The following is a 26,799-nucleotide window of genomic DNA, read 5'->3' on the forward strand; positions in this document are numbered from 1 at the left end:
TCGACCCGACCACCAACGAGAACCAAGATCAGATCCACCGTTCATCTGACAGACCCGACAACGCACCACCGGGCCCGAGTAACCGAGCTGGGTGGCGATGGCGGGGCGATGGCGTTCGTCGGCCAGCCGACGTTCCCCTCACGGGAGCTGCGGAACAGGTCAATCCGGTAGCGGCAGAAGGCCAGGTGATCAAGGCCGGAGGAACGGTGTCGGCCGCTGTCCCGGTATTCATGTCCCTGGCCCGCTCCGCTTTCTCGATTCGGCGCGTGGAAGGGGGAGGAGGTGGTTGAGGAAGTCGATCAGGTGGTTGGTGAAGATGTCGTTGTCGTCGCCGGCGACCATGTGTGCGGTGTTGGTGACGGTGGCGGTGTGGGCGGTGGGGATGTGGTGGAGAAGGTGGTCGACGGAGTCGTGGTTGACGATGTCGGATAGTTCGCCGCGGATGAGCAGGGTGGGGATGGTGATCTGTTGGGCGGCGGTGTCCATGCGGGTGGTGAGGTCGGTGAGGGCGGAGGTGTCGCTGATGAACTGGAGCAGTTGCGGGTCCCAGTGCCAGCGCCAGCGGCCGTCGCGGTGTTGGCGGAGGTTCTTGCGGAGTCCGTGGGTGGTGGCGGGGCGGGTTCGGTGGGGGTTGTAGGCGGCGATCGCGGCGGCGGCCTCGTCCAGGGTGGCGAAGCCGTCGCGGTGGCGGGTCATAAAATCGAGGATGCGGGCGGCGCCGGCGGGATTGATCTGGGGCGCGATGTCGACGAGTACGAGGGCGCGGGCGATGGTGTGGTCGGCGTGGGCGAGCAGTGCGGTGATACCGCCCATGGAGGCGCCGATGAGCACGGGGGTGTCGTTGAGGGTGCCGGCGATGTGGACGAGGTCGTCCACGAGGTGATCGACGGTGTAGTCGTGGGGGTGTGCCCAGTCGCTGTCACCGTGTCCGCGGGCGTCGAGGGTGAGCGCGGTCCAGCCGTGCCCGGCGAGCCGGGCGGCGGTGTGGTGCCAGGAGTGGCGGGTTTGCCCGACGCCGTGGAGCAGGACGGCGGTGCCGCGCGATGGGGTGGCTGGTGGTGCGGTCCAGTGGTCACCAGCCAGGGTGAGGCCCGCGCGGCGGTAGGTGAGGGGTGTGGGAGTGGTCACGGCGTCTCCGGGGCGTCAAGAGCTGAGTTCGCGGGCGAGGAGGTCGAGCAGATCGGCGCCTTGCTGTTCGAGTTCGGGGAGATGTTCCGCGGTGTCGGCGAGCGCGGTGACGCGGGTGGTGGTGGAGATGTCGGCGGTGGCGATGCGGGCGAGGCCGTGCCAGAGCTGGGTGAGCTGGGCGTAGAGGTCGGCGGCTTGTCCTGCTATGGGCAGGCCGGCGCGCTGGTTGAGGTAGTGCAGGTAGTCGGCTTGCAGCCGGCGGAACAGGCTGCCGCCGGTGCCGGCCTTGTCGATGAACGCGGCCAGCGCGGTGAGCACGGTATCCAGTTGCGTGGGGGTGAACACGTCGGGCCAGCGCCGCAGGTCGTCGACGAAGACGCTGATGCCGTCCAGGCCGGCGCCATGCACGAGGTCGGCCACCCCGTCGAGTTGACCGGCAGGCAGCAGTGACTGGGCATTTCGCAGAGCTCGAGCGGCAGCGTGGCAGGCGTCGGCGGCGGTGTCGGCCAGGGGCGGCAGCTGGGTGGGGTAGCGCAGCCGGTAGGTGGTGTGCCGGGTGGGTACGGGGAATCCGGTGGAGCTGCGGGCGCGGGCCAGCGCGTCGTAGGGGACGGGTTGGGGGTCGGCGCGGTCGTTGTCGACGACGGTAGCGGTACGGGTGTGGTCGTCGTAGCCGGTGATCACGATGTCGTGGCGGCTCATGCTCAGCCGCACCCGCAGATACGGGAGATGGGCGATGTCGGCCCAGCACAGCACCGGATACCCGTGGTCGAGTTCCTCGCGGACCCAGGCCCAGCCTTCGTCGGGATCATCGGTGGCATGCTGGGTGGCGGTGATCCCGAGACGGCGGGTGAACCCACCGGTGAGGTCGGGGCCCCGACCCACGAGGTAGATCGGCGGGCTCATGGCGGGATGGCGCAGGTAGCTGAACCCGAGTTCGCCGCCGAGCCCGAACACGGTGCCTTCATCCAGTGGCGTCTCGTCGTAGGACAGCCGGGCCCACTGCATCAGGTCGCGCAGCGCTCCTGACCCGCAATGCCCGGCCAGCTGGTGCGGGTAGTCGCTGATAACGCGTCGTCCGGTCACGAAGTACTCCTGTCCTGTTCGGCGACAAATGCAGAGTCGGTAGCGTCACTGCCGCAGGTTTCCGCAGGCTGCGACGGCCCGTCCACGCGGTGGCGTCCGGGAGCCCACGCCGTGAGCGCCACGGCCGTGACCGCGGTGAGCACGGCAAGGGCGCTGAGGGTGTCGTGGAACCCGTCGACGAAGGCGCGCCGCGCCGCGGCGGCAAGATCAGGTCCGGCGGGCGTGTCGCCGGCCAGCCGCAGCGCGGCGGCCAGCGAATCACTGGCCTGGGCGCGAGTTGCGGCGGGGAGGTGGGTGATCTGCGGGGCGAGATGGGTGCGGTAGCTGCTGGCGAGCAGGCTGCCGGCCAGCGCGATCCCCACCGCGGCACCGAGTTCCCGGGTGACGTCGTTGACCGCGGAGGCCACGCCCTGTTTGGCGCGGGGAACCCCGCGCACGATGGCGGCGGTGGCCGGTGTCGCGCAGATGCCCAGACCGAGCCCGAACACACCGAGGAACACCACCAGCCGCGGATAGTCCTCGTCCACCCCCAGCCCGCCGATCCCGACCAGCGCACCAGCCACCAGCGCCAGGCCGGCGCCGGTCATCACCCGCAACCCCACCCGCTCGCTCACCCACGGTGCGAGCACCGCGGCCACGACCAGCGGAACGGCCACCGGCGCCAACGCCAGCCCCGCCCGCAGCGGCGAGTAGCCCCACACCAGCTGCAGATGCTGCATCAGCAGGAAGAACACCCCGAACGCGGCCAGGAACTGCACCACCAGCGACACCGCGCCAGCACCGAACCCGCGGTCGCCGAACAACCCGACCTGCAGCAACGGTGCCGCCCGTCGTCGTTCGACGAGCACGAACCCGGCCCCCGCCAGCACCCCACCACCGAGCGAGGCGACCACCAGCGCACTGTCCCAGCCGTGATCGGGAGCCTCGATCACCCCGAACACCACCAACCCCACCGCCGCCGCCGACAGCACCGCCCCCGGCACATCCAGCCCGGGCGCCGCGGGCTCACGCGACGACGGCACGAACCAGCCACCCACCACCAGCAGCAGCGCCAACACCGCTGTGGCCACGAACACCGCCTGCCACGACCAGACCGCCAACAACGCGCCGGCCCCGAGAATGCCCAGCACCGCACCCGCCCCGGCAAAACCCGCCCACACTCCCACCGCACGCGCGGCCTGCCGGGCAGGGAACTCCGCGGTCAGCAGGGACAACGTCGCCGGCATCACCAGCGCCGCCCCCAACCCCGCGACCGCCCGGCACACAATCACCCCTGTCGGCGTGTCCATCACCAGCGGCAGCGCCGAACCCACCGCGAACACGACCAGTCCAGCCAATAGCACACCGCGCCGCCCGAGACGGTCCCCCACCGCGCCCGCCGGCAACAGAACGCCCGCCAACACCAACGTGTAGGCATCCACAATCCACGTCGCCTGCGTCTGACTCGCCCCGATATCCGCAGCCAGCTCCGGCAACGCCGTGGTCAGCGACGCCACCCCGGCCATCACCAACGCCACGGCCAGACACGACACCGCCAGCGTCCAGCCACGGCGCGCCCCGCCCGCTTCCCCGGCCGACTCCGCCACACGCATCACCCGCAAGACTCGAACATTTGTGAACCGACAGTATCGGACCTAGACTGACGGTTTCACAAGTCCGGCTGTCGTTAGGCTTGCTCGCGCCCGCGCCGCCCTCCGGATACGCAGGAGATCGATGTCCACCGCCGCCCCCACACCCAGCACCCCGGACGAAGACCCGCGGCTGGCACGCTCCCGCGCACGGCTGCTCGACGCCGCCACCCACCTACTGGCCGAAGGCGGCATCGACGCGGTCACCATCGACGCGGTCACCCGCACCGCCGGCATCGCCCGCGCCACCCTCTACCGCCACTTCGGCACCGGCACCGAACTGCTCGCCGCCGCCTTCGAACGCCTGCTGCCCCCCGTCGCACCCGCACCCGCCCACGGCCCCCTACGCGAACGGCTGCTCACGCTGCTGACCAACCAAGCCCACCTCATTGACCACGCCCCCCTGCAACTGACCGTGCTGTCCTGGCTCGGCATGAGCATCGCACCAACACCCTCGACCCCCACCCAGAGCGACCGGCCACACCTGCACACCCTGCGCCGCCGCATCATCGAGCAATACCGCCAACCCTTCGACGCCGTCCTCACCAGCGACGCCGCCCACAACACACTCCGCCCCGGCACCGACACCACCACCGCCCTCGCCCAACTCATCGGCCCCCTCATCTTCAACCGCCTCGTCACCGGCACCCCCAACGACGAACAGTTCTGCGCACACCTTGTCGACAACTTCCTCACCAGCCACACGCCGCCAACCCACACGGGCGACCGCTGACGACCCGCCACCACTGAGCACAGGCTCAGCTGAGGCGCACCCCCGCCCTCGCTCTGACACCGACAACGGTTGGAGTGCCCCCACAGCCTCAGCACGCCCTCCCCCGTGCCGTGGATCGCACCGGCCTGAGCGCGCGGCCGGCGAGCCGGGCACGCTTCGATCAAGGCTCTGGTGTGGCCCGCGCGCTTGAGCACACCGTCCGGGTGGCCCCACAGCGGGAAGACAAGGACAGGCCGTGGCCGCAATCCGGTGTGGGGCCGCCCGCCCCGCTAGTTGACGACGCACGCTGTCCGACCTACCCGGTGTGGGTCGGATCCCGTGGTGCCAGTCGCCGGGTCTGCGCGGGCGCAATCGGCTACCTGCCGCGCCACACCGGCTTGCGCTTCTCGCGGAAGGCGCGCGGTCCCTCTTGCGCGTCCTCACTCAGGTAGACGGGCTCCCATATCCGGTCAGCCTCGTCCAGCGCGTCGTGCCACCCGCGGTCGGCGGCCGCGTACACCATCGCCTTCGCGGCGAGCACGGACAGCGGCGCGTTCGCCGCGATGCGTTTCGCCAGGCGCTGCGTCGCCTTCCGGAGCTCCCCGGCCGGGACCACCTCGTTGACCAGACCGATCTGGTGGGCCCGCGCGGCATCGATGGGCTCCCCGGTCAGCAGGATCTGCAGTGCCACGCGCGGCGGAATGAGCCACGGCAGCGGCGCGGCCCACGGAGCACCCCGGCCCACCTTGACCTCCGTGACCGCGAACCGGGCGTGCTCGGCGGCCACGACCAGGTCGCACATCTGGGCAAGCAGGAAACCACCGGCGTAGGCCACCCCGTTGACCGCCGCGATGGTGGGCTTGTCGACCTTGACGTTGCGGCCGAGGTGCGGAACGAAGTCCGCTGGCGGCACAGTCAACTCCGTGTCGGCCATCTCCTTGAGGTCTCCCCCGGCGCAGAAAGCAGCGTCACCGGCGCCGGTGAGCACCAGCACCTTCGCGTCGCGATCGGCGTTGAAGGCGTCGAACGCCTCGAACAGCGCGGACCGAACCTTCGAATTGAGCGCGTTGCGCGCCTCCGGCCGGTTGATCGTCACCCAGGCCACCTCGTCGACGAGCTCATAGGCGAGCGCCCGCGTTGTCATCTCCGTTCACCCTCCTAGTTCGGGAAACCGACGGTCACGGTCCGGACGCGCTCAGGCGTGGGCATCGCTGGTCCGACCTGTCCGCTCACTCAGCCACTGGTGGAAGCGGGCGTAGTGACGTTCCGGATCGCGCTCGACGAAACGACCCCGCGCGGTCGCGAGGACCATGTTCGGCCCAGGCAGGAGCAGCTCCGCGGCAATGGTCCACCATCCGCGCTCGTCTCGGTTCTCCGACCACGCTCGGATGTCGAGGTCGTGCTCGATGGGGACCGGGCGGCGAAACGACACCTGCATGTCCGCCGTGACCGCGAGCACGGAGGCGGACCACGGCACCACACCGCACACCTCGTCGAAGGCCGCCATGACCGACCCGCCATGCGCGACGCCACCGGCACCCTCATGCTCGGCGCCCAGCCGAAACCGCCCGACCACGCTACCGTCGTCCCGCGTTTCGACCGCCTCGATTCCCAGTCGGCAGCGCCCCGCCTGCCGACAACCAGCGCACAGTGACGCCGAACCGCCGCCCACCGCGGGAAAGCCACTCAGCGGCCCCGTGGGAATGCCCGATCCCGAACGCTGCCCATCTTCCCTTTCACCGGTCATTCGCTCGTTCCCCTGCACGCCCGTTTCGACTCCGAACAAGCAAGACGTTATCAGCCATTTACAACCCGCCGGCTCGGCATCGCCAACATCACACGCCGTTGGCTCGCCAACCTCGTTGCGCCGGCGGGAGTCGCCCTTCTGCCACGCGCCGCGGCGCGCCGCGATGATGTGCGCCATACCTCTAGGTTAATGTCAACTCACTAGTACCCGCCGGTAGGTCATCCGTGGTACAGGGTCTGGTGCTCGGCCCGGATCTTGTACTTGAGCACCTTGCCGCCGACGGTTTCGGGCAACGCGTCGGTGACCACGATTCGTTTGGGTGTTTCGAACCCGGCCAGACGGGAGCGGCAGAACTCGGTGACCTCCTCCTCGGTGACCGTCTGGCCGTCGGTGGGCACCACGAACGCGGTCACCGCCTCACCCCACCGCTCGTGGGGCAGGCCGACTACTGCGGCCTTGGCCACCGCGGGGTGTTGGTGCAGTACCGACTCGACGCGCAGGCTGGAGACGTTCTCCCCGCCGGTCTTGACGATGTCCTTGTACCGGTCGAGCATGACGCGCAGGCCGTCGGCGTCGTCGCGGCAACTGTCCCCGGAGTGGAACCAGCCGTCCTGGAACGCTTCCTTGGTCGCCGCCTCGTTGCGGTAGTAGCCGGCGGTCACTACGGGCGAGCGGTAGACCACCTCGCCGGGCGTACCTGGCTTGTCCGTCAAGTCGTGGCCCTGTTCGTCTACGATCTTCGCGGCCAGCAGCGGGCTGGGGAGTCCGACGTAGTTCTGTTCGGGCGCGGTCCGCAGGAAGGTGTCCCGCCACTGGTCCACCCAGAAGCGGTGACACGCGATCGCCTCCGTCTGCCCCAGGATCTCCATGGGCTGCAGTTCCTCGCCGCACAGCCGCTTGAGCTGGGCCACAGTGCCCGGCGGCAGCGCGGCCCAGCCGTAGACCAGCACGCGCAGCGATCGAGCGTCGTAGCGGACCGGGTCGGTCGACAGCGCGTCGACCAGTGCGTTGACCATCGCGGGCGAGCCAGCCCACAGAGCTGTGACGGACTCGCGGGTGATCGCTTCGGCGATCTGCTGGGCGTCGGGACGCCGGCCGAGCACCATTGTCCCACCGGTCAGGAACGTCGAGAGCATCAGTTGGTCGCCGATGTGGTAGACGATGGGCAGGAACGTGCCCAGTACCAGGTCGGACTCGAATCGCAGGCCGCGGCTGAACGGTAACGCGAAGCTGTACGCGGCGAGGTAGCTGTAGTGGTGTGACAGCATCACGCCCTTGGGCATGGACGTGGTGCCCGAGGTGGACAGGATCTGCCAGATGTCGTCACCGTGGATCGCGACGTCGGGCTCGTCGGCCGGCGCGCCGTCGAGGAAGGAGGTCCAGCTCAGCACACCCTCGGGCACGTTCCCGCCGATCGGGAGAACGATCGGGGTCAGCCCGGCGGCGGTGACGGGGCCCTCGGCGACCGGCCAGAACTCGGCATCGACGAAGGCGAACCGGGCCTCGACGTGCTCGATGAGGTAACTGACGACGTCTGGTGCGAGCGACGGGTTGACCGGCGCGCACACCAGGCCCGCCTTGGCGATGCCCAGCTTGGTGACCAGCGCCTCGACCGAGTTCTCGCAGAACAGCGACACCCGCTCGCCCGCGTGCAGGCCCTGCGCGGCGAGCGCGTTCGCCACCCGGTTGGCCAGCTCGTCGACATCGCGGTAGGTCAGCCTGCGGTGCTCGGGATAGGCGTAGGCTCCGTCGCGGCCCACCACCGCCGCCTTGTCGGGGCGGCTCCAGATCAGCCGCTCGCACAGATCGCCGACGCTGACCCGGTTCCAGCGTTGGGTTTCGTGGCGGCCGCGAAGACTGGTCACGTCGATGGGACCTGACAACATGGTCATCCTCCTGTCAGCACGGCGGTGCGTCCTCCTCGAGTACGGTGATGGGGATCGGCACGTGGCGGGAGCGCAGGTACTCGCCGAGCCCCTTCGCCTGTGGGTCGGGCCGTACCGAGGCGGCCACGCCCTCGCCGAGCAGGCCGACCAGCACGAAGTTCAGCGCCCGCAGGTTCGGCAGCTCGTGGCGGTGGATGGTCAGCGGCGAAGCCTCGGGGATCAGGGTCCGCAGCCGGTCGACGGTGAGGTAGTCGCGTAGCCAGGCGTACGCGGTGTCGGTGCGGACCCATACGCCGACGTTGGCGTTGCCGCCCTTGTCACCCGACCGCGCCGCGCAGACCCGCCCCAGTGGGACTATCCGGGTGGGTGCCTGCACTGTCACCGTGGATGGATCGGGCGGGGGGACGCGCTGGCCGGTGGCTGGGGCGTGCTCGCCGCGGACGATCGTTCGGGTCGTGCCGTCGGGGAGCACAACCCGTTGTTCGATCAGGTCGGCGGGGATGAGGGTGGGCCAGTACACGCCGTAGGCGCTCTCGGCGGTGGGCGGGGTCGTGGTATGCAGCCCGGCGGGCCCGGCGAGGATGACCTCCATGGCCGCGCCGGAGAAGGCCCGCCCGACCTTGCGCGCGTCCGGGTCTTTGACGGTGATCCGCAGGTGGGCGGTGGCTTCCTCGTTGGTCGGGGCATCGTCGGTGTCGAACCGCATCAGGCGCACGTCGGTTTCGGCGAAGGTGTCCTTGCCGCCGAGGATGTCGAACAGCAGTCCTTCGGTCCAGGCGGCCTTGTCCTCGATGTCGAGGCCGGTCAGGACGAACGTCATGGTGTTGCGGTAGCCGCCGACGTAGTTCATGGCGACCTTCGCCCTGTCCGGCGGCGCGCTGCCTCGCACGTCCGACACGCTGATGCGGTCGGGCCGCTGTTGGGTCAGGGTGATGGTGTCGAAGTGCGCTACCACGTCGGGGTTGGGGTAGGCGGGTTCGGCGATCTCGTATAGCAGCTGGGCGGTGACCGTGCCCACCGACACCATGCCTCCGGTAATCGGATGCTTGGTGATGACGCTGGACCCGTCGGCGGCGATTTCGGCGATGGGGAAGCCGGGATAGCGGCGGTCGGTCACCTCGTGCGGCCAGGAGTAGTTGCCGCCGGTCGCCTGGGGGCCGCACTCGATGATGTGCCCGGCGACGACCGCGCCAGCCAGGACATCGTAGTCGGTCCGGGCCCAGCCGTGCCACCACGCGGCCGGGCCGGTGACCAGGGAGGCGTCGGTGACCCGGGGGCACACGACGATGTCGGCGCCAGCGGCCAGGGCTTCGGTGATACCCCAGCCGCCCAGGTAGGCGTTGGCCGTGACGGGTTTGACGCCGGCGTCGGCGAGGGGCTTGCCGGTGTCCAGGTGCGCCAGCGAGTGCCCCTGGTCGAGGAGGTCGTCGATCCTGTTCGTGAGGTCGTCGCCCTCGATATAGGCGATCCGCGGTGACAGTCCGAGGCGCTCGGCCAGCTCGGTGAGCCGCTCGGCGAGGCCGGCCGGGTTCAATCCGCCCGCGTTGGTCACTACCCGGATCCCGCGGTCGAGGCAGGTGCCCAGCACCTGCTCCATCTGCGTGACAAACGTCTGGGCATACCCGGCGCCGGGATCCTTCTGCTTGGCTTTCCACAGGATCAACATGGTGAGCTCGGCCAGGTAGTCGCCGGTGAGCACGTCGACCGGGCCGCCGTCGACCATCTCCCTGGCCGCGGCGACGCGGTCGCCGTAGAAGCCGGAACAGTTGCCGATCCGCACGGCACGGGAATTCATCGGACCGTCTTCTCCTTCCTGGCGAACTCACCTGGCGCACGCCCCGGCCCCGGTGGGCCGGCGAAGGCCTGGGCGATGGACATCCACTCGGCCGCCACCGGCCCGCTGATCTTCAGCGCGGTGTCGGCGACGTGCCGCCGCTGGGTCACGACGAGGCAGAAGTCCAACGCGGGCCCGGACACGATGTCCCGCGCTCGCGGCGGCCCCCACGTCCAGGTCGCACCATCGGGACTCGACAGGTCGACGCGGACCGGGTCGGCGGGAACCGGCTTCCCGTGCCGCCCGAACGCGAACCCAAAGGTGCGCACCCCCAGATGTGCGATGTGCCGCAACCGCGCGGTCGGAGTGCGCTCGACACCGAGGGCGTCGGCGATGTCCTGGCCGTGCGCCCACGTCTCCATCAGCCGGGCTGTGATCGAGGACGCGAGGCTCATCTCCGGCCCATACCACGGCACCCGGAGCTTCGGGTCCAGTCCGGACGCCGTGTCGACCAGGCGCCGGCGCGCGTCGCGGAACCAGGTCGACAGCTCCGCCGGCGGCAGCCCCCGATGCCGCTGGGCTACCTCGTCGGCGAACGCCGGGTTTCGCGACACCTGCTTGGCCTCCACCGCGCGGAAGCGGTCGGGATCGACTGCGGCCCGAGTGGCCGCCTCGTCGAAGTAGGCCAGATGGCTGACCTGGTCGCGGATCGCCCACCCCGGCGCGGGGGTCGGCGCGTCCCAGGTGGCGTGGCTCAGCCCGGTCAGCATGTCCTCGACCACTCGGGTTTCGGCCTGGAGGTCGGCGAGCAACTCGGCGAAGGCGACCATCAATCCATCCGTTCCTCGACGACCGCGAGCACCGAGCCCGTATCGACGGCCTGTCCCATCGCGACGTTCACCGAGGCGACCGTGCCGTCATGGGGGGCCGCCACCGTGTGCTCCATCTTCATGGCCTCCAGCACGAGGATCGGGGTACCGGCCGTGACCTCCTGCCCGAGCTCGACCGCCACGCGCACGACCGTCCCCGGCATCGGCGCGAGCAGCGACCCCGGTTCCCGGACCGCGGTGGGGTCGGGAAACCGGGCCTTCTCGGTGAGCCGGGTGCTTTCCAGCGCGCTGTCGACGTAGGCTTCGTCGCCGTAGCGGCTCACCGACATCGCGCACCGAGTACCGCCGACGGCGATGTCCACTCGGTCCGGCGCCAGCGTGAAGGCGTGGACGGCGCCCAGCGCCTGCCCGGCCACGCTCCCGGTCACCTCACCGTCCCGGATCCGGTACGTCACGTCGATGTCCTCGCCGTCGGCGACGAAGGCCACCCGCTGCGGGCCGTTGTCCACGTTGCGCCAGCCGGATGGGACGGTGGCCAGCGCCCGTGCCCTCGCCCTGCGTTCGGCCTGTCCGGCCAGCGCCGCCGCGAGCGCATGCGTCGACACTGCCTGCGGGTCACGCCAGCAGCGTTCCACCTCGACCGGGTCGTGCCTGCTCAGGTAGCCAGTGTCGATCGCGCCCGAGCGGAACTCGTCCTCGCGCAGGATGCCGATGAGCAAGTCCCGGTTGGTGACGACACCGTGCAATCTGCTGTCCGCGAGGGTCCGGGCCAGTGTCCGGATCGCTTCGTCTCGGGTGCGGCCGTGCGCGATCACTTTCGCCAGCATGGGGTCGTAGTGCGGGCTCACCACGGAACCGTCCGCCACGCCCGCGTCGACCCGGACACCGGGCAGGCGGGGAATGTCGAAGCGGTGCAGCGTGCCGGTGGCGGGTAGGAAACCGGCGGCGGTGTCCTCGGCGTACAGCCGGGCCTCCACGGCGTGTCCGGAGATGGTCGCCTCCAGCGCCTCCTGCGGCAACGGCGCGCCCTCAGCGACAAGGAGCTGCAGCCGCACCAGGTCCAGTCCGGTCACCAGCTCGGTCACCGGATGCTCCACCTGCAGCCGGGTGTTGACCTCGAGGAAGTAGAACTGGCCGCTGGAATCGAGGACGAACTCGACGGTGCCGGCGCCGACGTAGCCGATCGCCTTGCCGGCGGCGACGGCGGCCTGGCCCAGTTCGGCGCGCAGCCGATCGTCGACCGCGGGGGACGGCGCCTCTTCGAGGATCTTCTGGTAGCGCCGCTGGATGGAGCATTCGCGCTCGAACAGGTCCACCACGGTGCCGTGCCGGTCGCCGAAGATCTGCACCTCGATGTGGCGGGGAGAGTCGACGTAGCGTTCGAGGAACACGGTCGCGTTGCCGAACGCCGAGGCGGCCTCGCGCCTGGCGGAGGTGACCGCGTCGGCCAGCCCGGCTTTGGCCTCGACCACCCGCATGCCGCGGCCGCCACCGCCGTAGGCGGCCTTGACCAGGACGGGGTAGCCGATCTCGGCGGCCACCTGAGCCTCGAGCGAGCGCGGGTCGACCTCCTCGTCGTCGATCACGATTCCGGGCAGCACCGGCACACCCGCGTGGGCCATGAGTTCCTTGGCCGCGGTCTTCGAGCCCATCGCCTCGATCGCGGCCGGCGGCGGCCCGACGAACACCAGTCCCGCGTCCTCGCACGCTCTGGCGAACCCCGCGTTCTCCGACAGGAAGCCATAGCCGGGATGAACGGCGTCCGCCCCGGTCCGCCGGGCCGCGTCCAGCAGCAGGTCGGCACGCAGATACGTGTCGGCCGGCGCCACGCCCGGCAGATGCACGGACTGATCGGCCTCCGCGACGAAGGGGGCGTGCGCGTCCGCGTCGGAGAACACCGCCACCGTGCCGATGTCGAGCTCACGGGCCGTGCGCATCACCCGGGAGGCGATCTCACCCCGGTTGGCCACCAGCAGCTTGTTGATCCTGGACACCGTCGACTCCATCACATCCGGAACACGCCGAAACCGCGCCGTCCCGCCACCTCCTGGGAATGCGCCGCGGACAACGCGATACCCAGCACCGTGCGGGTCTGCCGCGGGTCGATCACCCCGTCGTCGTAGAGCCGGGCGGACATGAAGAAGGCATGCGACTCGCGCTCGATCTGCGCCTCGATGGCGCGCCGCTGCTTCTCGTCGGCCTCGACGTCGAACGGCTTGCCCGCGGCTTCGGCGGCCTGACGGCCCACGATCGAGAGCACGCCCGCCAGTTGCTGCGGCCCCATCACCGCGCACTTGGCGTTGACCCAGCTGAAGACGAAGCGGGGATCGTAGGCACGGCCCGACATGCCGTAGTTGCCCGCTCCGAACGACGCCCCGATGTTAATCGTGATGTGCGGGACCGTGCTGTTGGTCACCGCGTTGATCATCTTGGCGCCGTCCTTGATGATCCCCCCCTGCTCGTACCGGGTGCCGACCATGTAGCCAGTGGTGTTCTGCAGGAAGATCAACGGAGTGCTGGACTGGTTCGCCAGCAGGATGAACTCGCTGGCCTTCTCGGACTCCTCGGAGAACAGCACGCCGCGCGCGTTGGCCAGGACCCCGACCGGATAACCGTGGATCGAGGCCCACCCGGTGACCAGGCTGGTGCCATAGCGCGCCTTGTACTCCCCGAACCGGGAACCATCCACAACCCTGGCCAGGACCTCCCGAGGGTCGAACGGCACCCGGAAGTCGGCCGAGGCGACACCAAGCAGCTCCTCCGGGTCGTAGCGCGGCTCATCAGGCAGCTCCGTCGGCGGCGGCCCCAACTTGCGCCAGTTGGTCTCGGCCACTATCTGCCTGCCGATCCGGATACAGTCCAGCTCGTCCACGGCGAAATGATCCGCCAGCCCGGACACCCGCGCGTGCATGTCCGCCCCACCGAGCTCCTCGTCGTCGGCCTCCTCCCCGGTGGCCATCTTCACCAGCGGCGGCCCACCGAGAAACACCTTCGCCTGGCGATCGACCAGCACAGCATAGTCACACATGCCCGGCACGTACGCCCCACCGGCGGTGGAGTTGCCGAACACCAGCGCGACGGTCGGCACCCCCATCGCGGACAGCTCGGTGAGGTCGTGGAAGATCTTGCCTGCGGGGACGAACAGCTCGGCCTGCGTCGGCAGGTCGGCACCCCCGGACTCGACCAGATTGATCACCGGCAACCGGTTGCGGCGCGCGATCTCCAGCGCTCGGAGCGTCTTGCGCAGCGAGTACGGGTTCATCGCCCCGCCGCGCACCGTCGGGTCGTGGGCGATGATCATACATTCGACGTCCGAGACGACGCCGACGCCGGTGACCACGCTGGCGCCCACCAGGAAGTCGGTGCCCCACGCGGCCAGCGGCGACAACTCGAGAAACGGCGCGTCGCGGTCAACCAGTAGCTCGATCCGCTCCCGCACCGGCAACCGTCCCCGCTTGCGATGCCGCTCGAGGTACTTCGGGCCGCCTCCCGCACGAACGATCTCCAGCTGCTCGTCGAGTTCGGCCAGCGCGGCGAGATTGGCCTTCCGGTTGAGCAGGTAGGTCTCGCTGGCCGTGTCGAGCGTTGATTTCAGCACCGGCATGCTTCTTCCCGCTTTCGATCGCGTCCGCGCCGGTCAGTACGACTTCGGCAGGCCCAGACCGTGCTGGGCCACGTAGTTGAGGATCATCTCCCGGCTGATCGGCGCGGTCCGCATCAACCGCAACGGCCCCCACAACGTGGCCAGCCCGTACTCGGTGGACATCCCGTTGCCGCCGTGGGTCTGAATCGCCTGGTCCAGCGCCGTCAATCCGGCCTCAGCGGCGGCGTACTTCGCCATGTTCGCCGCCTCACCAGACGCGGGGTCGCCCTCGTCGTGCAACCAGGCGGCCTGCCGGGTCATCAGCCGAGCCAGCTCGACCTGGATCTTGGCGTTCGCCAGCGGGTGGGCAACGCCCTGGTGCGACCCGATCGGCACCCCCCACACATTCCGCTCGCGGGCGTACTCGGACGCCTTGGTCAGGCCATAGCGCGCGATCCCGTTCGCCAGCGCCGCACCCATGATCCGCTCCGGGTTCAGCCCCATGAACACCTGCTTGAGGCCTTCCCCCTCAACGCCGATCAGGTTCTCCGCAGGCACCCGCACATCGTCGAAGAACAACGTGAACTGCGTCTCCGGCGCGGTGACCTCCACCGGGATCGCGGTTCGCTCCAGCCCCGGCGCGTCGGTCGGCACGATCAGCAGACTGAGCCTGCCACGTCCGGACGCGTCGGTACCCGTGCGGGTCACCACCAGGACGGCCTCCGCCTCGTCCACCCCCGAGATGTAGTACTTGGTTCCGCGCAGCACGTAGTCGCCGCCGTCCCGGGTCGCCGCTGTAGAAATGTTGTGTGAATTCGACCCGGCGTCCGGCTCGGTGATCGCGAACGCCATGATCGTCTCACCGCTGGCGATGCCGGGCAGCCACCGCTTGCGCTGCTCGTCCGTGCCATGCGCCTGAATGATCGTGCCGCAGATCGCCGGCGAGACCACCATCATCAACAGCGGACAGCCCGCAGCGGCGAGTTCCTCGCTCACCAGTTGCAGCTCGTAGACGCCACCCCCGCCGCCGCCATGGGCCTCATCGATGTTCACCCCGAGAAAGCCCTGCCGTCCCACGGCCTGCCAGAGTTCGGTGCTCTTCTGGCCCGACTTCGCCCGCTCCACGAAGTACTCGTGGCCGAACGAGGCGGCGAGCTTGGACACCGCCTCGCGAAGTGCGCGCTGCTCGTCGGTCTCCCGAAAGTCCACCTTGGCTCTCCTCCACTCCGATGCCCTTCGCCGCACGAAGCACCTCTTCAGCGCTCCCGCAAGTCGAATCGCACCGACAACCTGTCGGCGGACTCACCCACCGTCCGGACGCTTGACCAAATCTCGTGGCACCTCATGACGTTCCGGCCACACCCGGCGGCTGTGACACATCCGCCGAGTGTGCGCCATCACCTCTGAGCCTTCCCACGCTCCGTTAATCATGGTTAACATACTTGGAGAGAGGCGCCAACCACAACCCCCGCCGGCACGCGTGCCGCGCGCCGGTGGCAGTGGGCTGAGATGTCTAACACCAGCCGGGATCCCCGAACGCGCCGGTTGACAGGGATTGACAGAAGGAGAGGCGTGCGCGTCGAACAGCGAGAACCAATCACCAGACGAAGGGAACCCCGTCCCCAGGCGCCCCCTGGTGCCACTGTGGACGAATCCGAACCCAAGGACCGGCCAAGGAGCCGGGCGCGAAGGGCCAATCCTGACCGCCACCGTGACCCGGACACGGGCACTCCGAGTTCTCTTGTTGTTGACGATCCAAGGTGGTCCTGGCGATCACTGGGTCCTGGCCGAACCGGTGACATGCGAGGCGCACCATGAGGTCACCAGCACTGTCCGGCAGCCCCGCTATCGCGGCGGTCGAAGAGCTTCCGCCCGGGCGCTATCCTGACTACGACGGAGCGGCGATGCAGGAACTCGTCCTGCGCCACTTCGTGACCAACTCCGGGATCGGGCCGAACGCCGTGGACGGGCTGCTGGTCTGCCCTGCCGGCATGGCGGGCGGACAGGGCGCCGACGTCTTCAACCACGAGCGGATCAACGACGCGCTGGGCATCCGACCGCGGTTCTGCGAAACGATCAACGTGGGCGGCGCCACCTACACCGTCATGCTCACCCGCGCGGCGACGGCCATCAGGGCGGGGCTGGCGGACGCAGTGTTGTGCGTGGGCGCGGGCAAGTTCCCCAAGGTCGGCGCCGGCGGTGCCGACCTGATGGCCCGCATGATCAGCCACCCGGACTTCGAGTACCCCTACGGCAGCTTCATCCCCGCCCTCTACGCCCTGGCCGCCACCCGGCACATGGCTGAGCGGGGCACCCCGCGGGAAGCGCTGGCCGCGGTCGCGGTCACCAGCCGGGAGTGGGCGCTGCGCCACCCTGACGCGCTGATGCGACCGGCGGGCCCGCTGACCATCGAGCAGGTTCTCGACTCACGGCCGATCGCCTCGCCGTTTCACCTCCTGGACTGCTCGGTGCCGTGCGAAGGGGGCGCGGCGTTCCTGGTGATGCGCGGCGAGCTGGCACGTGAGCTCACCCAGCAGCCCGCCTACCTACTCGGCTTCGGGGAGCACCACGACCACGGCAACATCAGCCACGCCAGCGACTTCGCCACCATGGGCGCGGGCGTCTCGGCCCGCACCGCGTTCGCCATGGCTGGCCTCGCCCCGTCGGACGTGGACATCGCCCAGCTCTACGACGCCTTCAGCATCAACCCGATCCTGCTGTTGGAGGAGACCGGCCTCGCCGAGCCCGGCAAGGGTGGCCACTTCTACCTGAACGGTGCGGCCGCGCCGGACGGGGTCCTTCCGGTCAACACCTACGGCGGACTGCTGTCCTTCGGACACACTGGAGACGCCTCCGGTATGTCGATGCTGATCGAGGGCGCCCGCCAGGTGATGGGCCAGGCGGGAGACCGGCAGGTCGAGGCGGACATCGCCCTGGTCCACACCTACGGCGGAATGATGGCCGACCACTCCACCGTGCTCCTGGGAAGGACCGCACGATGACCACCACCGCACCCGTTCCCACCCTGTACGAGGACACCGCACCCTACTGGCGTGCGGCCGTCGAGGGCCGGTTCGCACTACCTCGGTGCCGCGCGTGCCGCAGGTTCCACCACCACCCGCGAGCATGGTGTCCCTACTGCTGGTGCACCGACCTCGAATGGGCGGAGCCCTCCGGCCGCGGCATCGTGCTGACCTACACGACCGTGCACCAGCCACCGTCCCCCGCGTTCACCGCACCCTACGTGCTGGCCGTGATCGAACTGGCGGAAGGACCTCGGATGATGGCCAACGTCGTCGACTGCGCCCCGGACACGGTCCGCGTTGGCACCCCGGTCCAGGTCACGTTCGAACCACGCGGAGACGTCGCGATCCCGCAGTTCCGGCCGCGGGAGGAGACACCCTCATGACCGTCAACTACGCCGACGCGCTCAACTACGTGGTCACCGGGTCGCACGCCGAAGCGCAGGCCTGGATCGGCCACGAGGTCACCACCGAGGCGCCGTTTCCGGTCAACGAAGCGCAGATCGCGTACTTCTGCGCCCTCGTCGAGGACGCCGACGAGAACCACTGGGACGCCGACGCCGCGGGGAGGCGGTACGGGGCGCTGATCTCGCCGCCCGGAATGCTCATGGTCTGGGCGTTCCCGCTGCCGTGGAACCCGTGGGGCAGACCGGAGCACGCGCCGATCCTCGCCCTCGACGTGCCGCTGCCCGGCACCACGCTGATCAACGTCTCCACCGACACCCGGTTCCTCGCCCCGATGCGAGTCGGCGACCGGCTCACCTTCAGCGAGCGCGTGGAGTCCGTCTCCGCGGAGAAGCACACCGCGCTGGGCGTGGGCCACTTTGTCACCACACGGTCCGCATGCCGGAACCAGGAAGGCACGCTGGTCGCCACCAACGACAACGTGCTCTTCCGCTACCGCGCCTCCGACGCCAAGCCGCCCACGCGGCAGGCTGCCCCGGCCGCGGCTGACCCGGCGGACGCGGTCGAGGTTCTCCCCGAGGTGCGGATGCCGGTGACAGTCACCCGGTGCGTGCTCGACGCCGCGGCCACCCGCGACTTCTTCCGCGGCCACCACGACCACGCCTACGCGCGAGAACAGGGCGCCCGCGACGTCTACCTCAACACCATGTTTCTCCACGGCTTCGTCGACGCGTCGGCAAGGCCTGGGCGGGCCCGGACGCCTGGCTAGCGCGCAGGCGGCTGCAGATGATCGCGCCGGTCTGCGCCGGCGACACCCTGCGCACCGACGGCCGCGTGCTCTCCATCGACGACACAGCGCAGCCCCGCCAGGCGACGCTAGCGATCGACTGCCACACCGAGCACGGCCTGGCCGCCCGATCCACCCTCGTCTTCAACCTCGACCAGCTACCCGGTCACGTCACGACCAGCCGATGACACACCTCGTCTCCGACTCCCTGCTTGCCGCTACCGCGCCAACGGTCGCGGTAGTCTCAAACCGCGTGACGCGACCTGCTCGCCCGTCCGGGAACCACGCACCAGCCAAGTCACTTCTAGGCGTGGCCCCATGGCGGTGACCCCACCATCGGCGTTGGCCCGGTCCAGGTCCGCGGAAACCTCCCGCTGCCAGGCCAACGCCACCGACGCGACCGCACTGCGTTCGACCGTCAACACCAACTTCACGGAATCAAGCGTCCAGCCGCATCGAGTCCGGAGTGGACATCTCCGCGTACGTCGTCGAATTCGCCACCGGAGGCCCAGCGCCGGTTCCCAGCCGAGGGCGACACCGACCGACATGGCCACCGCACGACCCGCGGCCGCGCCACGCACTGGCCACGGCGAACCGGACCCATGGTTTGGTTGTGCTGGAGGCTTGCCGCAGGACGGCCTGTGTCCGGGGGTCAGCCGCCGTTGAGCACCGAGCGGGCGCATTCGGCGAGCAGTTCGCGCAGCCTCGGTTCGGGGAGACCGACGCGGTGGAACAGCGTCGACTGGATAGCACCGATGGCCGCGTGCACGATGGTGCGGGCCTCGGTATCGGTGAGTTCCGGGCGCAGCTCCATCAGGACGTGTACCCACTCTTCGAGGTAGAGCCGCTGCTTGCGGCGTAGCCGGCGGCGGTCTTCCTCGGGAAGATTATGGATCTCGTTGTGGTAGACCTGGGCCAGTTCCCGATCGCGCACCACGAATTCGACCTGGCCGGCAATCAACTTGTCCAGGGTTTCCCGAAGGTCGGCGGTGCCAGCTACGATGCCCTGCTCTTCACGCACCAGCCCGTCGATCACCCGGTCGAACAGCGCCACCAGCACGGCAGACTTGCTGTCGAAGTGCCGGTAGATGCCGGCGCCGGTGATGCCGGCCACGGCGCCGATGTCGGCCATGGACACGGCGTGGTAGCCGTGGCGGGCTACCAGGTCGGCGGCGGCGGCGAGGATGCGTTCCTTGCGCGCGGGATCACGGGTCCGCAGTGGTGCCTCGGCCTCGCTGCTCACTTGGAGCCCCTTCCTTCATCCCGTTGCTTGGCCGCCGTCGCGATGGGAACTTGTTCCCGCCACGCGGCCAGACAGGAGAATGCGACAGCGCGCATCCCAGGCGAGGGTGCGGCACCCATCAGCGCCCCGCTCCTCTTGAAGCGGGCTTGGCCGCGACGGCCACGAGTTCTTCCTGGGCGTCCCGGCAGCGATGCCTCGGGCTTCCCAGCTCTGCCTCGCCGTGGCGCAGGCGTCCCAGCGGGGACTCGGCCATCAGACGCATAGTTCCTCCTGGCGGCCAGCACGGACGGCGGTGCGTTCGCGAGGATGCGCTCGGCCGGTCGTTGCACCGCTCTCCGCGAGTCGGGGTGACGGCGCTACCGCGTTCAGCAGTCCAACCTGGTATGCCCGGCCAGCGTCAATTGGGTCGCAGATGAGCAGAAGCCGCATGGCTATGCGCGGCGAAACAAGGCGGGGCAGCGGCACGACCCACGGTTTGTACCCCTGACCACCTTGACCCCGGTGACCGCGAACCGTGCGGTGTCGGCGGCCACGCACAGGTCGCAGCACTGCGCGAGCACGAACCCACCAGGGTTCGCGACGACGTTGCCCGGCGGCGATCGTCGGCGTGGCCACCTCGATGTCGCCGCCGTACTGGGACACGAAGTCAAGTGGTAGCACGGTAAGCGCGGTATCGGCCAGTTCCTTCCGGCTGCTACCGGCGCGGACTGCCCGGCCGCCCACGCCGGCCAGCACCAGCACGTTCGCATCACCGTCGAACCTGTACACGCCCGCACACGGCCAACCGCGCCCTGCCTCGTTCAACACGATGCGGGGTTTCCGGCGGTTGATGGTCAACCAAGCCACTGGCCCACTTTGTGGGTAGCTCACCTCGATCGCCGATGCCCCATCACTGTGTCGATCGTGTGACGGGTCGCGGAGCGGGCGGCGAGGTCGCGGAGGATTCATGCCGGCGTGCAGGCGGACCGACACGCCCGCGTTGTCGGACTCCGCCGGGTCGACCGCAGGCCGTCCCGGTACGGATACGCGGCGACGGGCGACTGCCCTGGGACCGGACGTCAGATCCAGCGGCGTCTCATGCCTCGCCCGTGCCAGCGGCCGACCTCGACGGTGAGGCCGATCGGCGGCCGCGGCGACATCGTGGGTGCGGGGGCGCCCGGTCGTGTACCGCCGACGCCTCTCGCTCGAGGCATCCGCCCCTCTCGGCGTCTGCATGTCCCTCTCGCCTCCACATCCGTTTGCTGAGCGTCGCTCGCGATTCACTAGCTTGAACAACGGTGCGAAGCACTCCGTGCGCGCGGCCCGGCCATCTCGGCCAGGCCTGCCTCGATGCGACCAGCTTCACAACGCGGCACTCGAACAGTAGGATCCTAGTAATTCAGCTTTAACTATGTCAGCCCGGTTATCAACGGCGAAACGAGGGCAACGATGGGTAACGTGGACCTCGACCTGGACGTCACGGTCGGGCAGCACCACCCGCCCGCCGCGCACCGACGGGAACCCGTCACCGCCGGCGGCCTCGTCGTGCGCGCGACCTGGAGCCTCCCACACGACCAGCCGTCCGTCGACGGTCCTGGCGCTCACACGCACCCTGGGCCCGGGCGGCTGAACCACCGGCGAGCCGACGACCTCGGCACGCGTGTGGTGAACAGTTCGTGGGCACGCGACGAGCGGCCACGATGCCGCGGGCCTCACCCAACGAACGATTCACAACTGGCGGACGTCAGTCGCCACCTCGGCCAAGCCATCCGGTCCGCCGCGTCGCGGAGCGTGTCGAGAAGGAGAGCCAATCGATGACCGAGCAAGATCTCCAGCGGAATCTGGTGACCCGGGTGAATGTCGGCGACATGCTCACCCGCACCGCCTGGCGGCGCCCCGACCACGAGGCGGTCGTGGACGGGCCACGACGGCTGTCCTATCGCGAGTTCAACGCGGCGGTGAACCGGCTGGCGAACGCGCTGCTGCGGAACGGATACCGGCGCGGCGAGGTGCTGGCCCTGGTCAGCGGAAACAGCACGGAGTTCCTGCTGACCTACTACGCGTGCGCCAAGACCGGTGTCGTCTGTGTGCCGGTCAATCTTGCTTGGGGCCCACGGGAGACCGCCTACGTGCTCGATCACTCCCGGTCCCGGGGCGTCGTCGTGGAAAGCCAGCTTGCCGGCCTGGTGTCGGCCGCGCTGGACCAGCTCGACGACAGCGCCGTGACCGACGTGGTCGTTGCCCACGGCACCGGTGCGGCGTGGGAAGCCTCGGGCTCGGCGTCCTGGCGCGAGTTCGACGACTTCGTTGGCGCGGAAGGCGACGCGGAGCCGGAGTGTTTCGTCGAGGATCGCGACCCGGTCAGCTACCTCTACACCAGCGGCACCACCTCGGCCCCCAAGGGTGTGGTGAGCAGCCACCTCGCGGTCTATCTCGAATCACTGAACGCCCCGCTGGTTCTGGGCATCAGCGAACGGGAGCGCGCCGGGGTGATGATGCCGCTGTTCCACACCGCGCAACTCAACGGCTTCACCACCGGCCTGTTCTACATGGGGGGAACCGCGGTACTGCTGCGCACCTTCGATCCGGCGGCGTTGCTGGCCACCATCGAGTCCGAACGCCTCACCGAAATCTTCGCGCTGCCCATGATGTACCGGGCGATGATGGACCACGACGACATCGACAAACGCGATCTCTCCAGCCTGCGCTTGGCGATCTACGCCATGGCACCGATGCCCGACACCGACCTTCGCCGGGCGATCGAGGTGTTCGGATGTGAGTTCGCCCTCGGCTTCGGCCAGACCGAGATGAACCCGATCACCACGGTCTTTCCCCCCGAATACCAGCTGTCCCACGCCGGTTCGGTCGGACTACCGGTTCCCAACGTGCAGGTCGGCATCATGGACGACGACGGCCACCTGCTCCCCCAGGGCGAAACGGGCGAGATCGTCTACCGTGGCCCACACGCCATGGAGGGCTACCTGCGCAACCCCGAAGCCACGGCCGCGGCGTTCGCCCACGGTTGGTTCCACTCCGGCGACGTCGGCCGGTTCGACGCGGACGGACTGCTGTGGTTCGCCGACCGCAAGAAGGACGTCATCAAAACCGGCGGGGAGAACGTCGCCTCCATCGAGGTGGAGAAGGCACTCTACGAGGCCGAACCCCGCATCCAGGAGGTCGTCGCGGTCGGACTGCCGCACGAACGGTGGTCGGAGGCGATCACGGCGGTCGTGACCCGCAAGCCAGGCAGTGATCTAAGCGAGGAGGACGTGCTCGCCGCCGCCCGCAGTCGACTGCCCGGGTTCAAGGTGCCCAAGGCCGTCGTGTTCGTGGACGAGATGCCCCGCACCGCCACCGGAAAGATCCAGAAGAACGTCCTGCGCGATCAGTACCGGGACCACTTCCGCAACGACTAGTGCGGGGTCGTGTTCGACGTGACCGAGACAGCAAGCCCGCGCCCAACCGGCAGCGGTCTCCGCCCGGCCGGTGACCATGCTCGATCCAGACCTTCGGCGGCGACGAGTCGGTCCCCGAGTGTGGCGTTCCGAAATCGTGGCGACCCGCCGACCGACGCGAACCGTTCCGGCAGCCCAGACATGACCGATGAACAGACCTGCCCACGATCTCGCCCCCGCGCCGTGGTACCGCGCGGGGCGACTACCAACCGGAGACACACGATGAACCGAGGAATCGGCGCCTGGGTCACCAAACGCGCCTTTCTGCAAGGCGACTCGAAAGCCTTCGTTGCGGGCGAGCGCACTTTCACCTACGCGGACGCCGACCGGCGGACCGATCAGCTGGCCTCGGCGCTCGCCGGACTCGGCGTGCGCAGGGGCGACCGGGTCGCCGCGTTGATGGTCAACTCGGTGGAGTTCCTCGAGACGCTGCTGGCCTGCGCGAAACTCGGCGCGATCATGGTGCCGATCAACGTGCGGTTGGCCGCCATGGAGGTCGGTTTCATTCTCGGCGATTCCGGCGCGGACGTGCTCGTGTTCAACGGCCAGTTCACCGACATCGTGCGCGGCGCCCTGACCGAACCCGGCGTGCGGGTACGCCACACGGTCCAGGTGGGCGACGGCGGGTACGAAGACGGCCTGGCCTACGACGAGCTGCTGGCCAGCGGGCCGGCGGACTTCGCCGCGGCGGACGTCGCCGGAACTGACACCGCCATGTTGATGTACACCTCCGGGACCACCGGACGCCCCAAGGGGGCCATGCTCACCCACGACAACTTGCTCTGGAACGCGATCAACGTGCTCGGCACCGAGCACCCGCTTTCCTCGCGCGACGTGACGGTCACGGTGGCCCCGATGTTCCACATCGGCGGACTCGGCGTGCACTCACTGCCGCTGCTCTACGTCGGTGGCACGAACGTGATCCTGCCCAACTTCGACCCGGTCGGCACGCTCACGGCCATGGCCGAGCACCGCGCAACGGTCCAGTTCATGGTGCCGGCGATGTGGGTCGCGATCACTCAGGTACCGAACTTCGGCTCCTACGACCTGTCGTCCCTGGAACTGGCCATGGGAGGCGGAGCTCCATGTCCACTGCCCATGATCGAGTTCCTCAACGAGCGAGGCGTCCCGTTCATCGAGGGCTTCGGCATGACCGAGACCGCGCCGCTGGTCTCCATACTCGACTCGGCCCACGCGAGGAGCAAGGCCGGGTCGATCGGGCGGGTCGCGATGCACGTCGAAGCCCGCATCGTCGATGACGGCGACCGGGACGTCCCGACGAACACCGTCGGCGAACTGGTCCTTCGCGGTCCTAACATCTTCGCTGGCTACTGGATGCGCCCCGAGGCCACCGCCGAGGCCTTCCGCAACGGCTGGTTCCACACCGGTGATCTCGGGCGAATGGACGAGGAAGGCTACATCACCCTGGTCGACCGGAAGAAAGACATGATCATCTCCGGTGGTGAGAACGTCTATCCTATCGAGGTCGAGCAGGTGTTGTTCAAGCACCCCAAGGTCGCCGACGCCGCAGTGGTCGGCGGTCCCGATCCGCGATGGGGCGAGCGAGTGGTGGCCGTCGTCGTACCCGACCCCGCGGCCGGGCGGGACCCGGCCCCGGAAGAACTCGTCACCTGGTGCCGCGAACGACTGGCGCACTTCAAGTGCCCGCGCGAGGTGCACTTCGTCGATGCCCTGCCGCGCAACGCCACCGGCAAACTACTCAAGACCGTGCTGCGGGAGAAGTACGCCGGTGTGACAGACGGCGTCGTGGTCCGCTGACCAGAAACCCTGGCCAAACGTCTGCGAAACAGGTTGCAACGGCGACCAAAGCTCTTCGCCAGCGAGGGTTGCAGTGCTTCCCGAGTTGGGCCAATTTAGTGCGTAGCGGCTCGGGCTTTGATCGCTTCGAGAACGTGCTGGATGTTGTCGGGTAGTGGGTCGGCTGCCGTGATCACGTAGTCGCCGGCCTGGATATGGAGCGTGCGGTAGCGGCGGATGGTCTTGACGAACTTCTTGATGGACCAGCCGGTTGTGTCCTCGATCCAGCGGGAGACGGCCAGGGCGGCGAACACGATCGTCAGGTGCGCCTCGATCGAGTCCCTGGTGCGATGGAAGATCGGGCGTGCGGCCAGGTCCGATTTGGCCATGCGAAAGCTTTTCTCGATCTGAAACGGTTGGTGGTAGGCGCCGATGACCTGCTCGGGCGTGGGGTCTTCGATGTTGGTGACGTAGCCTTTGATCCCGGCCAGTGCCCGGGCCTTGGCCTCCAGGTCGAGGTCGCGGTTGACGGTCTTGGTGGCGTCGGTGAGCTTGACGAATCGGTTGCGCTTGATCGCGGTCTTGCCGGCCACGGCCTGCTCGGCTTTGCGGACCTGTTCGTCGATGCCTTTGAGCGTGCGCCGAGCTCGATCGTGCTTGTACTGGTAGTAGCGCACCTGGTCCTTGCGCTTATCAGTCGGCCCGGCCGGCCACGGCTGGGTGAACACTTGCCCGTCGGCGATCTCGGTGTCCGGGTGGGCCTTGCGCCACTCGGCGACGATGTAGGGGATCTCGGGGATCTTCATCCCGAGGATGAACGACAGGCCTGCGGCCTCGATGTCCTTCATGTTCTTCTCGGAGATCATCCCGGCGTCAGCGACGATGACCACATCTGTCAGGCGGTGGGCGGCCAGGAACGCCGTGATCGTAGGCAGCATGGTGGTGGTCTCGGCCGTGTTACCCTCGAACGCGTTGACCATCAACGGAAACCCCGTCGCGTCGGTCAGCAGCCCGACGGTGATTTGAGGTTCCAGGCGGCGTTCCTTGGAGAACCCGGACTCGCGGAACCCGTCCCCGGCGTCGGTCTCGAAGTACAGGGTCGCCACGTCGTAGAGCAGCAACGTCGCAGGCCCCAGACCAACATGATGGGCGCACAGCGCCGCCAGCCGCTCCCGCCACGCTTCGCCGGCATAGGCGTGCAGGCGCCGCTTGAGGGTCCGATACGACACCGGCGCGATGCCCGTCTCCTCCAGCACCCGCAGCGAGTCCAGCTTGCTGGTCGGCTCGATAATGCGCGCCAGCACCAGTTGCCGGAACACCTCGTCCCCGTCGGCGGCGGCATCGAACCCGAGGACCTCGTAGGCCAGCGAGAGCGCGTCCCACAAGTGCCCCATCCGCGAGGCTGTGATCGGCAACGGACCACCCGCCTCCGGCGGCGCATCGAGCCCCAGGTCGAGCTCGCCCTGCCCGGCGACGAGCCGCTGGCGAGCGACCGTCCGCAACAGCTCCAACTCCACATCGTCGTGGGCGGAGCTGATGTGCTCGATGTCGCGAGAGCCCTTATGGGAGGAGTGCACAATCTGCACCGCACGCGCCCCCGAGGCGGTCTTCACGGTCCGGACATAAGCCACCCGGCAACCCTAGAGCCGCGATTTAGTGCACAGATTCCACCCGACAACGCGACAAACCAGCAGGTCAGCGAACCACGGCGCAGATCAGGGGTCTGTCAGATGAACGGTGGATCTGATCTTGGTTCTCGTTGGTGGTCGGGTCGA

Annotated in this window: 20 protein-coding genes; 7 read left to right on the forward strand and 13 right to left on the reverse strand. The window is 68.9% G+C overall.

What is annotated here, in order from left to right; all coding sequences use genetic code 11:
• Window positions 1-228: 228 nt before the first annotated feature.
• The 3 genes from DI005_RS00345 to DI005_RS00355 are packed head-to-tail and all read right to left on the reverse strand — an operon-like array spanning window position 229 to window position 3,806.
• On the reverse strand, window positions 229-1,128 hold the full coding sequence (locus DI005_RS00345) for an alpha/beta fold hydrolase (protein ID WP_110341406.1): 900 nt from the start codon (window positions 1,126-1,128) through the stop codon (window positions 229-231).
• A gap of 15 nt (window positions 1,129-1,143) precedes the next feature.
• Window positions 1,144-2,214, reverse strand: a complete 1,071-nt coding sequence (locus tag DI005_RS00350) for a BtrH N-terminal domain-containing protein (protein WP_110341408.1) — start codon at window positions 2,212-2,214, stop codon at window positions 1,144-1,146.
• Complete coding sequence (locus tag DI005_RS00355; RefSeq protein ID WP_110341594.1) at window positions 2,211-3,806, reverse strand: MFS transporter; 1,596 nt, start codon at window positions 3,804-3,806, stop codon at window positions 2,211-2,213. The genes DI005_RS00350 and DI005_RS00355 overlap by 4 nt, the downstream gene beginning before the upstream one ends.
• A 121-nt stretch (window positions 3,807-3,927) precedes the next feature.
• On the opposite strand from DI005_RS00355, the gene DI005_RS00360 reads away from it, so the two are divergent.
• Entirely contained in the window at window positions 3,928-4,575 is a 648-nt protein-coding gene (locus DI005_RS00360; protein WP_110341410.1) for a TetR/AcrR family transcriptional regulator, read from the forward strand.
• A gap of 355 nt (window positions 4,576-4,930) precedes the next feature.
• On the opposite strand, the gene DI005_RS00365 is transcribed toward DI005_RS00360, so the two are convergent.
• Genes DI005_RS00365 through DI005_RS00400 form a run of 8 tightly spaced genes read right to left on the reverse strand, consistent with a single transcriptional unit; the run spans window position 4,931 to window position 15,583 of the window.
• Entirely contained in the window at window positions 4,931-5,698 is a 768-nt protein-coding gene (locus DI005_RS00365; protein WP_110341412.1) for an enoyl-CoA hydratase/isomerase family protein, read from the reverse strand.
• A gap of 51 nt (window positions 5,699-5,749) precedes the next feature.
• Window positions 5,750-6,478 (reverse strand): PaaI family thioesterase, encoded by a 729-nt coding sequence (locus DI005_RS00370; protein WP_110341414.1) that lies wholly within the window; start codon window positions 6,476-6,478, stop codon window positions 5,750-5,752.
• 41 nt (window positions 6,479-6,519) lie between these two features.
• Window positions 6,520-8,187, reverse strand: coding sequence for an AMP-binding protein (locus DI005_RS00375; RefSeq protein WP_233519924.1), 1,668 nt, complete (start codon window positions 8,185-8,187; stop codon window positions 6,520-6,522).
• 13 nt (window positions 8,188-8,200) lie between these two features.
• A complete protein-coding gene (locus DI005_RS00380; RefSeq protein ID WP_113640932.1) occupies window positions 8,201-9,982 on the reverse strand; it encodes an acyclic terpene utilization AtuA family protein in 1,782 nt (593 codons plus the stop codon).
• Complete coding sequence (locus DI005_RS00385; RefSeq protein ID WP_110341419.1) at window positions 9,979-10,791, reverse strand: TIGR03084 family metal-binding protein; 813 nt, start codon at window positions 10,789-10,791, stop codon at window positions 9,979-9,981. Before DI005_RS00385 ends, DI005_RS00380 begins: the two co-directional genes overlap by 4 nt.
• Window positions 10,791-12,797 carry a biotin carboxylase N-terminal domain-containing protein gene (locus DI005_RS00390; RefSeq protein WP_110341421.1) on the reverse strand — a complete coding sequence of 669 codons (2,007 nt, stop codon included), beginning with the start codon at window positions 12,795-12,797 and terminating at the stop codon, window positions 10,791-10,793. Before DI005_RS00390 ends, DI005_RS00385 begins: the two co-directional genes overlap by 1 nt.
• A complete protein-coding gene (locus DI005_RS00395; protein ID WP_009156887.1) occupies window positions 12,797-14,395 on the reverse strand; it encodes an acyl-CoA carboxylase subunit beta in 1,599 nt (532 codons plus the stop codon). The genes DI005_RS00390 and DI005_RS00395 overlap by 1 nt, the downstream gene beginning before the upstream one ends.
• A 33-nt stretch (window positions 14,396-14,428) precedes the next feature.
• Window positions 14,429-15,583: an acyl-CoA dehydrogenase family protein gene (locus tag DI005_RS00400; protein ID WP_110341423.1), complete on the reverse strand. Its 1,155-nt coding sequence runs from the start codon at window positions 15,581-15,583 to the stop codon at window positions 14,429-14,431.
• Window positions 15,584-16,278: 695 nt separating this feature from the next.
• Here DI005_RS00400 and DI005_RS00405 point away from each other — a divergent pair.
• Genes DI005_RS00405 through DI005_RS00420 form a run of 4 tightly spaced genes read left to right on the forward strand, consistent with a single transcriptional unit; the run spans window position 16,279 to window position 18,777 of the window.
• Window positions 16,279-17,376 carry a thiolase family protein gene (locus DI005_RS00405; protein ID WP_198285911.1) on the forward strand — a complete coding sequence of 366 codons (1,098 nt, stop codon included), beginning with the start codon at window positions 16,279-16,281 and terminating at the stop codon, window positions 17,374-17,376.
• On the forward strand, window positions 17,373-17,783 hold the full coding sequence (locus DI005_RS00410) for a Zn-ribbon domain-containing OB-fold protein (RefSeq protein WP_009156890.1): 411 nt from the start codon (window positions 17,373-17,375) through the stop codon (window positions 17,781-17,783). The genes DI005_RS00405 and DI005_RS00410 overlap by 4 nt, the downstream gene beginning before the upstream one ends.
• Window positions 17,780-18,571 carry a MaoC family dehydratase N-terminal domain-containing protein gene (locus DI005_RS00415; protein WP_113640933.1) on the forward strand — a complete coding sequence of 264 codons (792 nt, stop codon included), beginning with the start codon at window positions 17,780-17,782 and terminating at the stop codon, window positions 18,569-18,571. Before DI005_RS00410 ends, DI005_RS00415 begins: the two co-directional genes overlap by 4 nt.
• A 17-nt stretch (window positions 18,572-18,588) precedes the next feature.
• A complete protein-coding gene (locus DI005_RS00420) occupies window positions 18,589-18,777 on the forward strand; it encodes a hypothetical protein (RefSeq protein ID WP_113640934.1) in 189 nt (62 codons plus the stop codon).
• A gap of 464 nt (window positions 18,778-19,241) precedes the next feature.
• On the opposite strand, the gene DI005_RS00425 is transcribed toward DI005_RS00420, so the two are convergent.
• Window positions 19,242-19,832 (reverse strand): TetR/AcrR family transcriptional regulator, encoded by a 591-nt coding sequence (locus tag DI005_RS00425; RefSeq protein ID WP_009156892.1) that lies wholly within the window; start codon window positions 19,830-19,832, stop codon window positions 19,242-19,244.
• Between the two features lie 1,793 nt (window positions 19,833-21,625).
• Here DI005_RS00425 and DI005_RS00430 point away from each other — a divergent pair.
• Both DI005_RS00430 and DI005_RS00435 read left to right on the forward strand, forming a co-directional pair.
• A complete protein-coding gene (locus DI005_RS00430) occupies window positions 21,626-23,227 on the forward strand; it encodes an AMP-binding protein (RefSeq protein ID WP_110341427.1) in 1,602 nt (533 codons plus the stop codon).
• A 261-nt stretch (window positions 23,228-23,488) separates the two neighbouring features.
• Entirely contained in the window at window positions 23,489-25,045 is a 1,557-nt protein-coding gene (locus tag DI005_RS00435) for a long-chain fatty acid--CoA ligase (protein ID WP_110341429.1), read from the forward strand.
• 95 nt (window positions 25,046-25,140) lie between these two features.
• Here the strand turns inward: DI005_RS00435 and DI005_RS00440 are convergent, their stop codons facing one another.
• A complete protein-coding gene (locus tag DI005_RS00440) occupies window positions 25,141-26,610 on the reverse strand; it encodes an IS1634 family transposase (RefSeq protein ID WP_110341596.1) in 1,470 nt (489 codons plus the stop codon).
• Window positions 26,611-26,799 lie beyond the last annotated feature (189 nt).

Source organism: Prauserella sp. PE36 (assembly GCF_003311655.1).
Classification (GTDB): Bacteria; Actinomycetota; Actinomycetes; order Mycobacteriales; family Pseudonocardiaceae; genus Prauserella_A; species Prauserella_A endophytica.

What these genes read in the sequence shown, in the direction of transcription:
- DI005_RS00355 (WP_110341594.1), bottom strand. Translation starts at nt 3,806, where the DNA reads ATGCGTGTGGCGGAGTCGGCCGGGGAAGCGGGCGGGGCGCGCCGTGGC.
- DI005_RS00360 (WP_110341410.1), top strand. Translation starts at nt 3,928, where the DNA reads ATGTCCACCGCCGCCCCCACACCCAGCACCCCGGACGAAGACCCGCGG.
- DI005_RS00365 (WP_110341412.1), bottom strand. Translation starts at nt 5,698, where the DNA reads ATGACAACGCGGGCGCTCGCCTATGAGCTCGTCGACGAGGTGGCCTGG.
- DI005_RS00370 (WP_110341414.1), bottom strand. Translation starts at nt 6,478, where the DNA reads ATGGCGCACATCATCGCGGCGCGCCGCGGCGCGTGGCAGAAGGGCGAC.
- DI005_RS00375 (WP_233519924.1), bottom strand. Translation starts at nt 8,187, where the DNA reads ATGTTGTCAGGTCCCATCGACGTGACCAGTCTTCGCGGCCGCCACGAA.
- DI005_RS00380 (WP_113640932.1), bottom strand. Translation starts at nt 9,982, where the DNA reads ATGAATTCCCGTGCCGTGCGGATCGGCAACTGTTCCGGCTTCTACGGC.
- DI005_RS00385 (WP_110341419.1), bottom strand. Translation starts at nt 10,791, where the DNA reads ATGGTCGCCTTCGCCGAGTTGCTCGCCGACCTCCAGGCCGAAACCCGA.
- DI005_RS00390 (WP_110341421.1), bottom strand. Translation starts at nt 12,797, where the DNA reads ATGGAGTCGACGGTGTCCAGGATCAACAAGCTGCTGGTGGCCAACCGG.
- DI005_RS00395 (WP_009156887.1), bottom strand. Translation starts at nt 14,395, where the DNA reads ATGCCGGTGCTGAAATCAACGCTCGACACGGCCAGCGAGACCTACCTG.
- DI005_RS00405 (WP_198285911.1), top strand. Translation starts at nt 16,279, where the DNA reads ATGCAGGAACTCGTCCTGCGCCACTTCGTGACCAACTCCGGGATCGGG.
- DI005_RS00410 (WP_009156890.1), top strand. Translation starts at nt 17,373, where the DNA reads ATGACCACCACCGCACCCGTTCCCACCCTGTACGAGGACACCGCACCC.
- DI005_RS00415 (WP_113640933.1), top strand. Translation starts at nt 17,780, where the DNA reads ATGACCGTCAACTACGCCGACGCGCTCAACTACGTGGTCACCGGGTCG.
- DI005_RS00420 (WP_113640934.1), top strand. Translation starts at nt 18,589, where the DNA reads ATGATCGCGCCGGTCTGCGCCGGCGACACCCTGCGCACCGACGGCCGC.
- DI005_RS00430 (WP_110341427.1), top strand. Translation starts at nt 21,626, where the DNA reads ATGACCGAGCAAGATCTCCAGCGGAATCTGGTGACCCGGGTGAATGTC.
- DI005_RS00435 (WP_110341429.1), top strand. Translation starts at nt 23,489, where the DNA reads ATGAACCGAGGAATCGGCGCCTGGGTCACCAAACGCGCCTTTCTGCAA.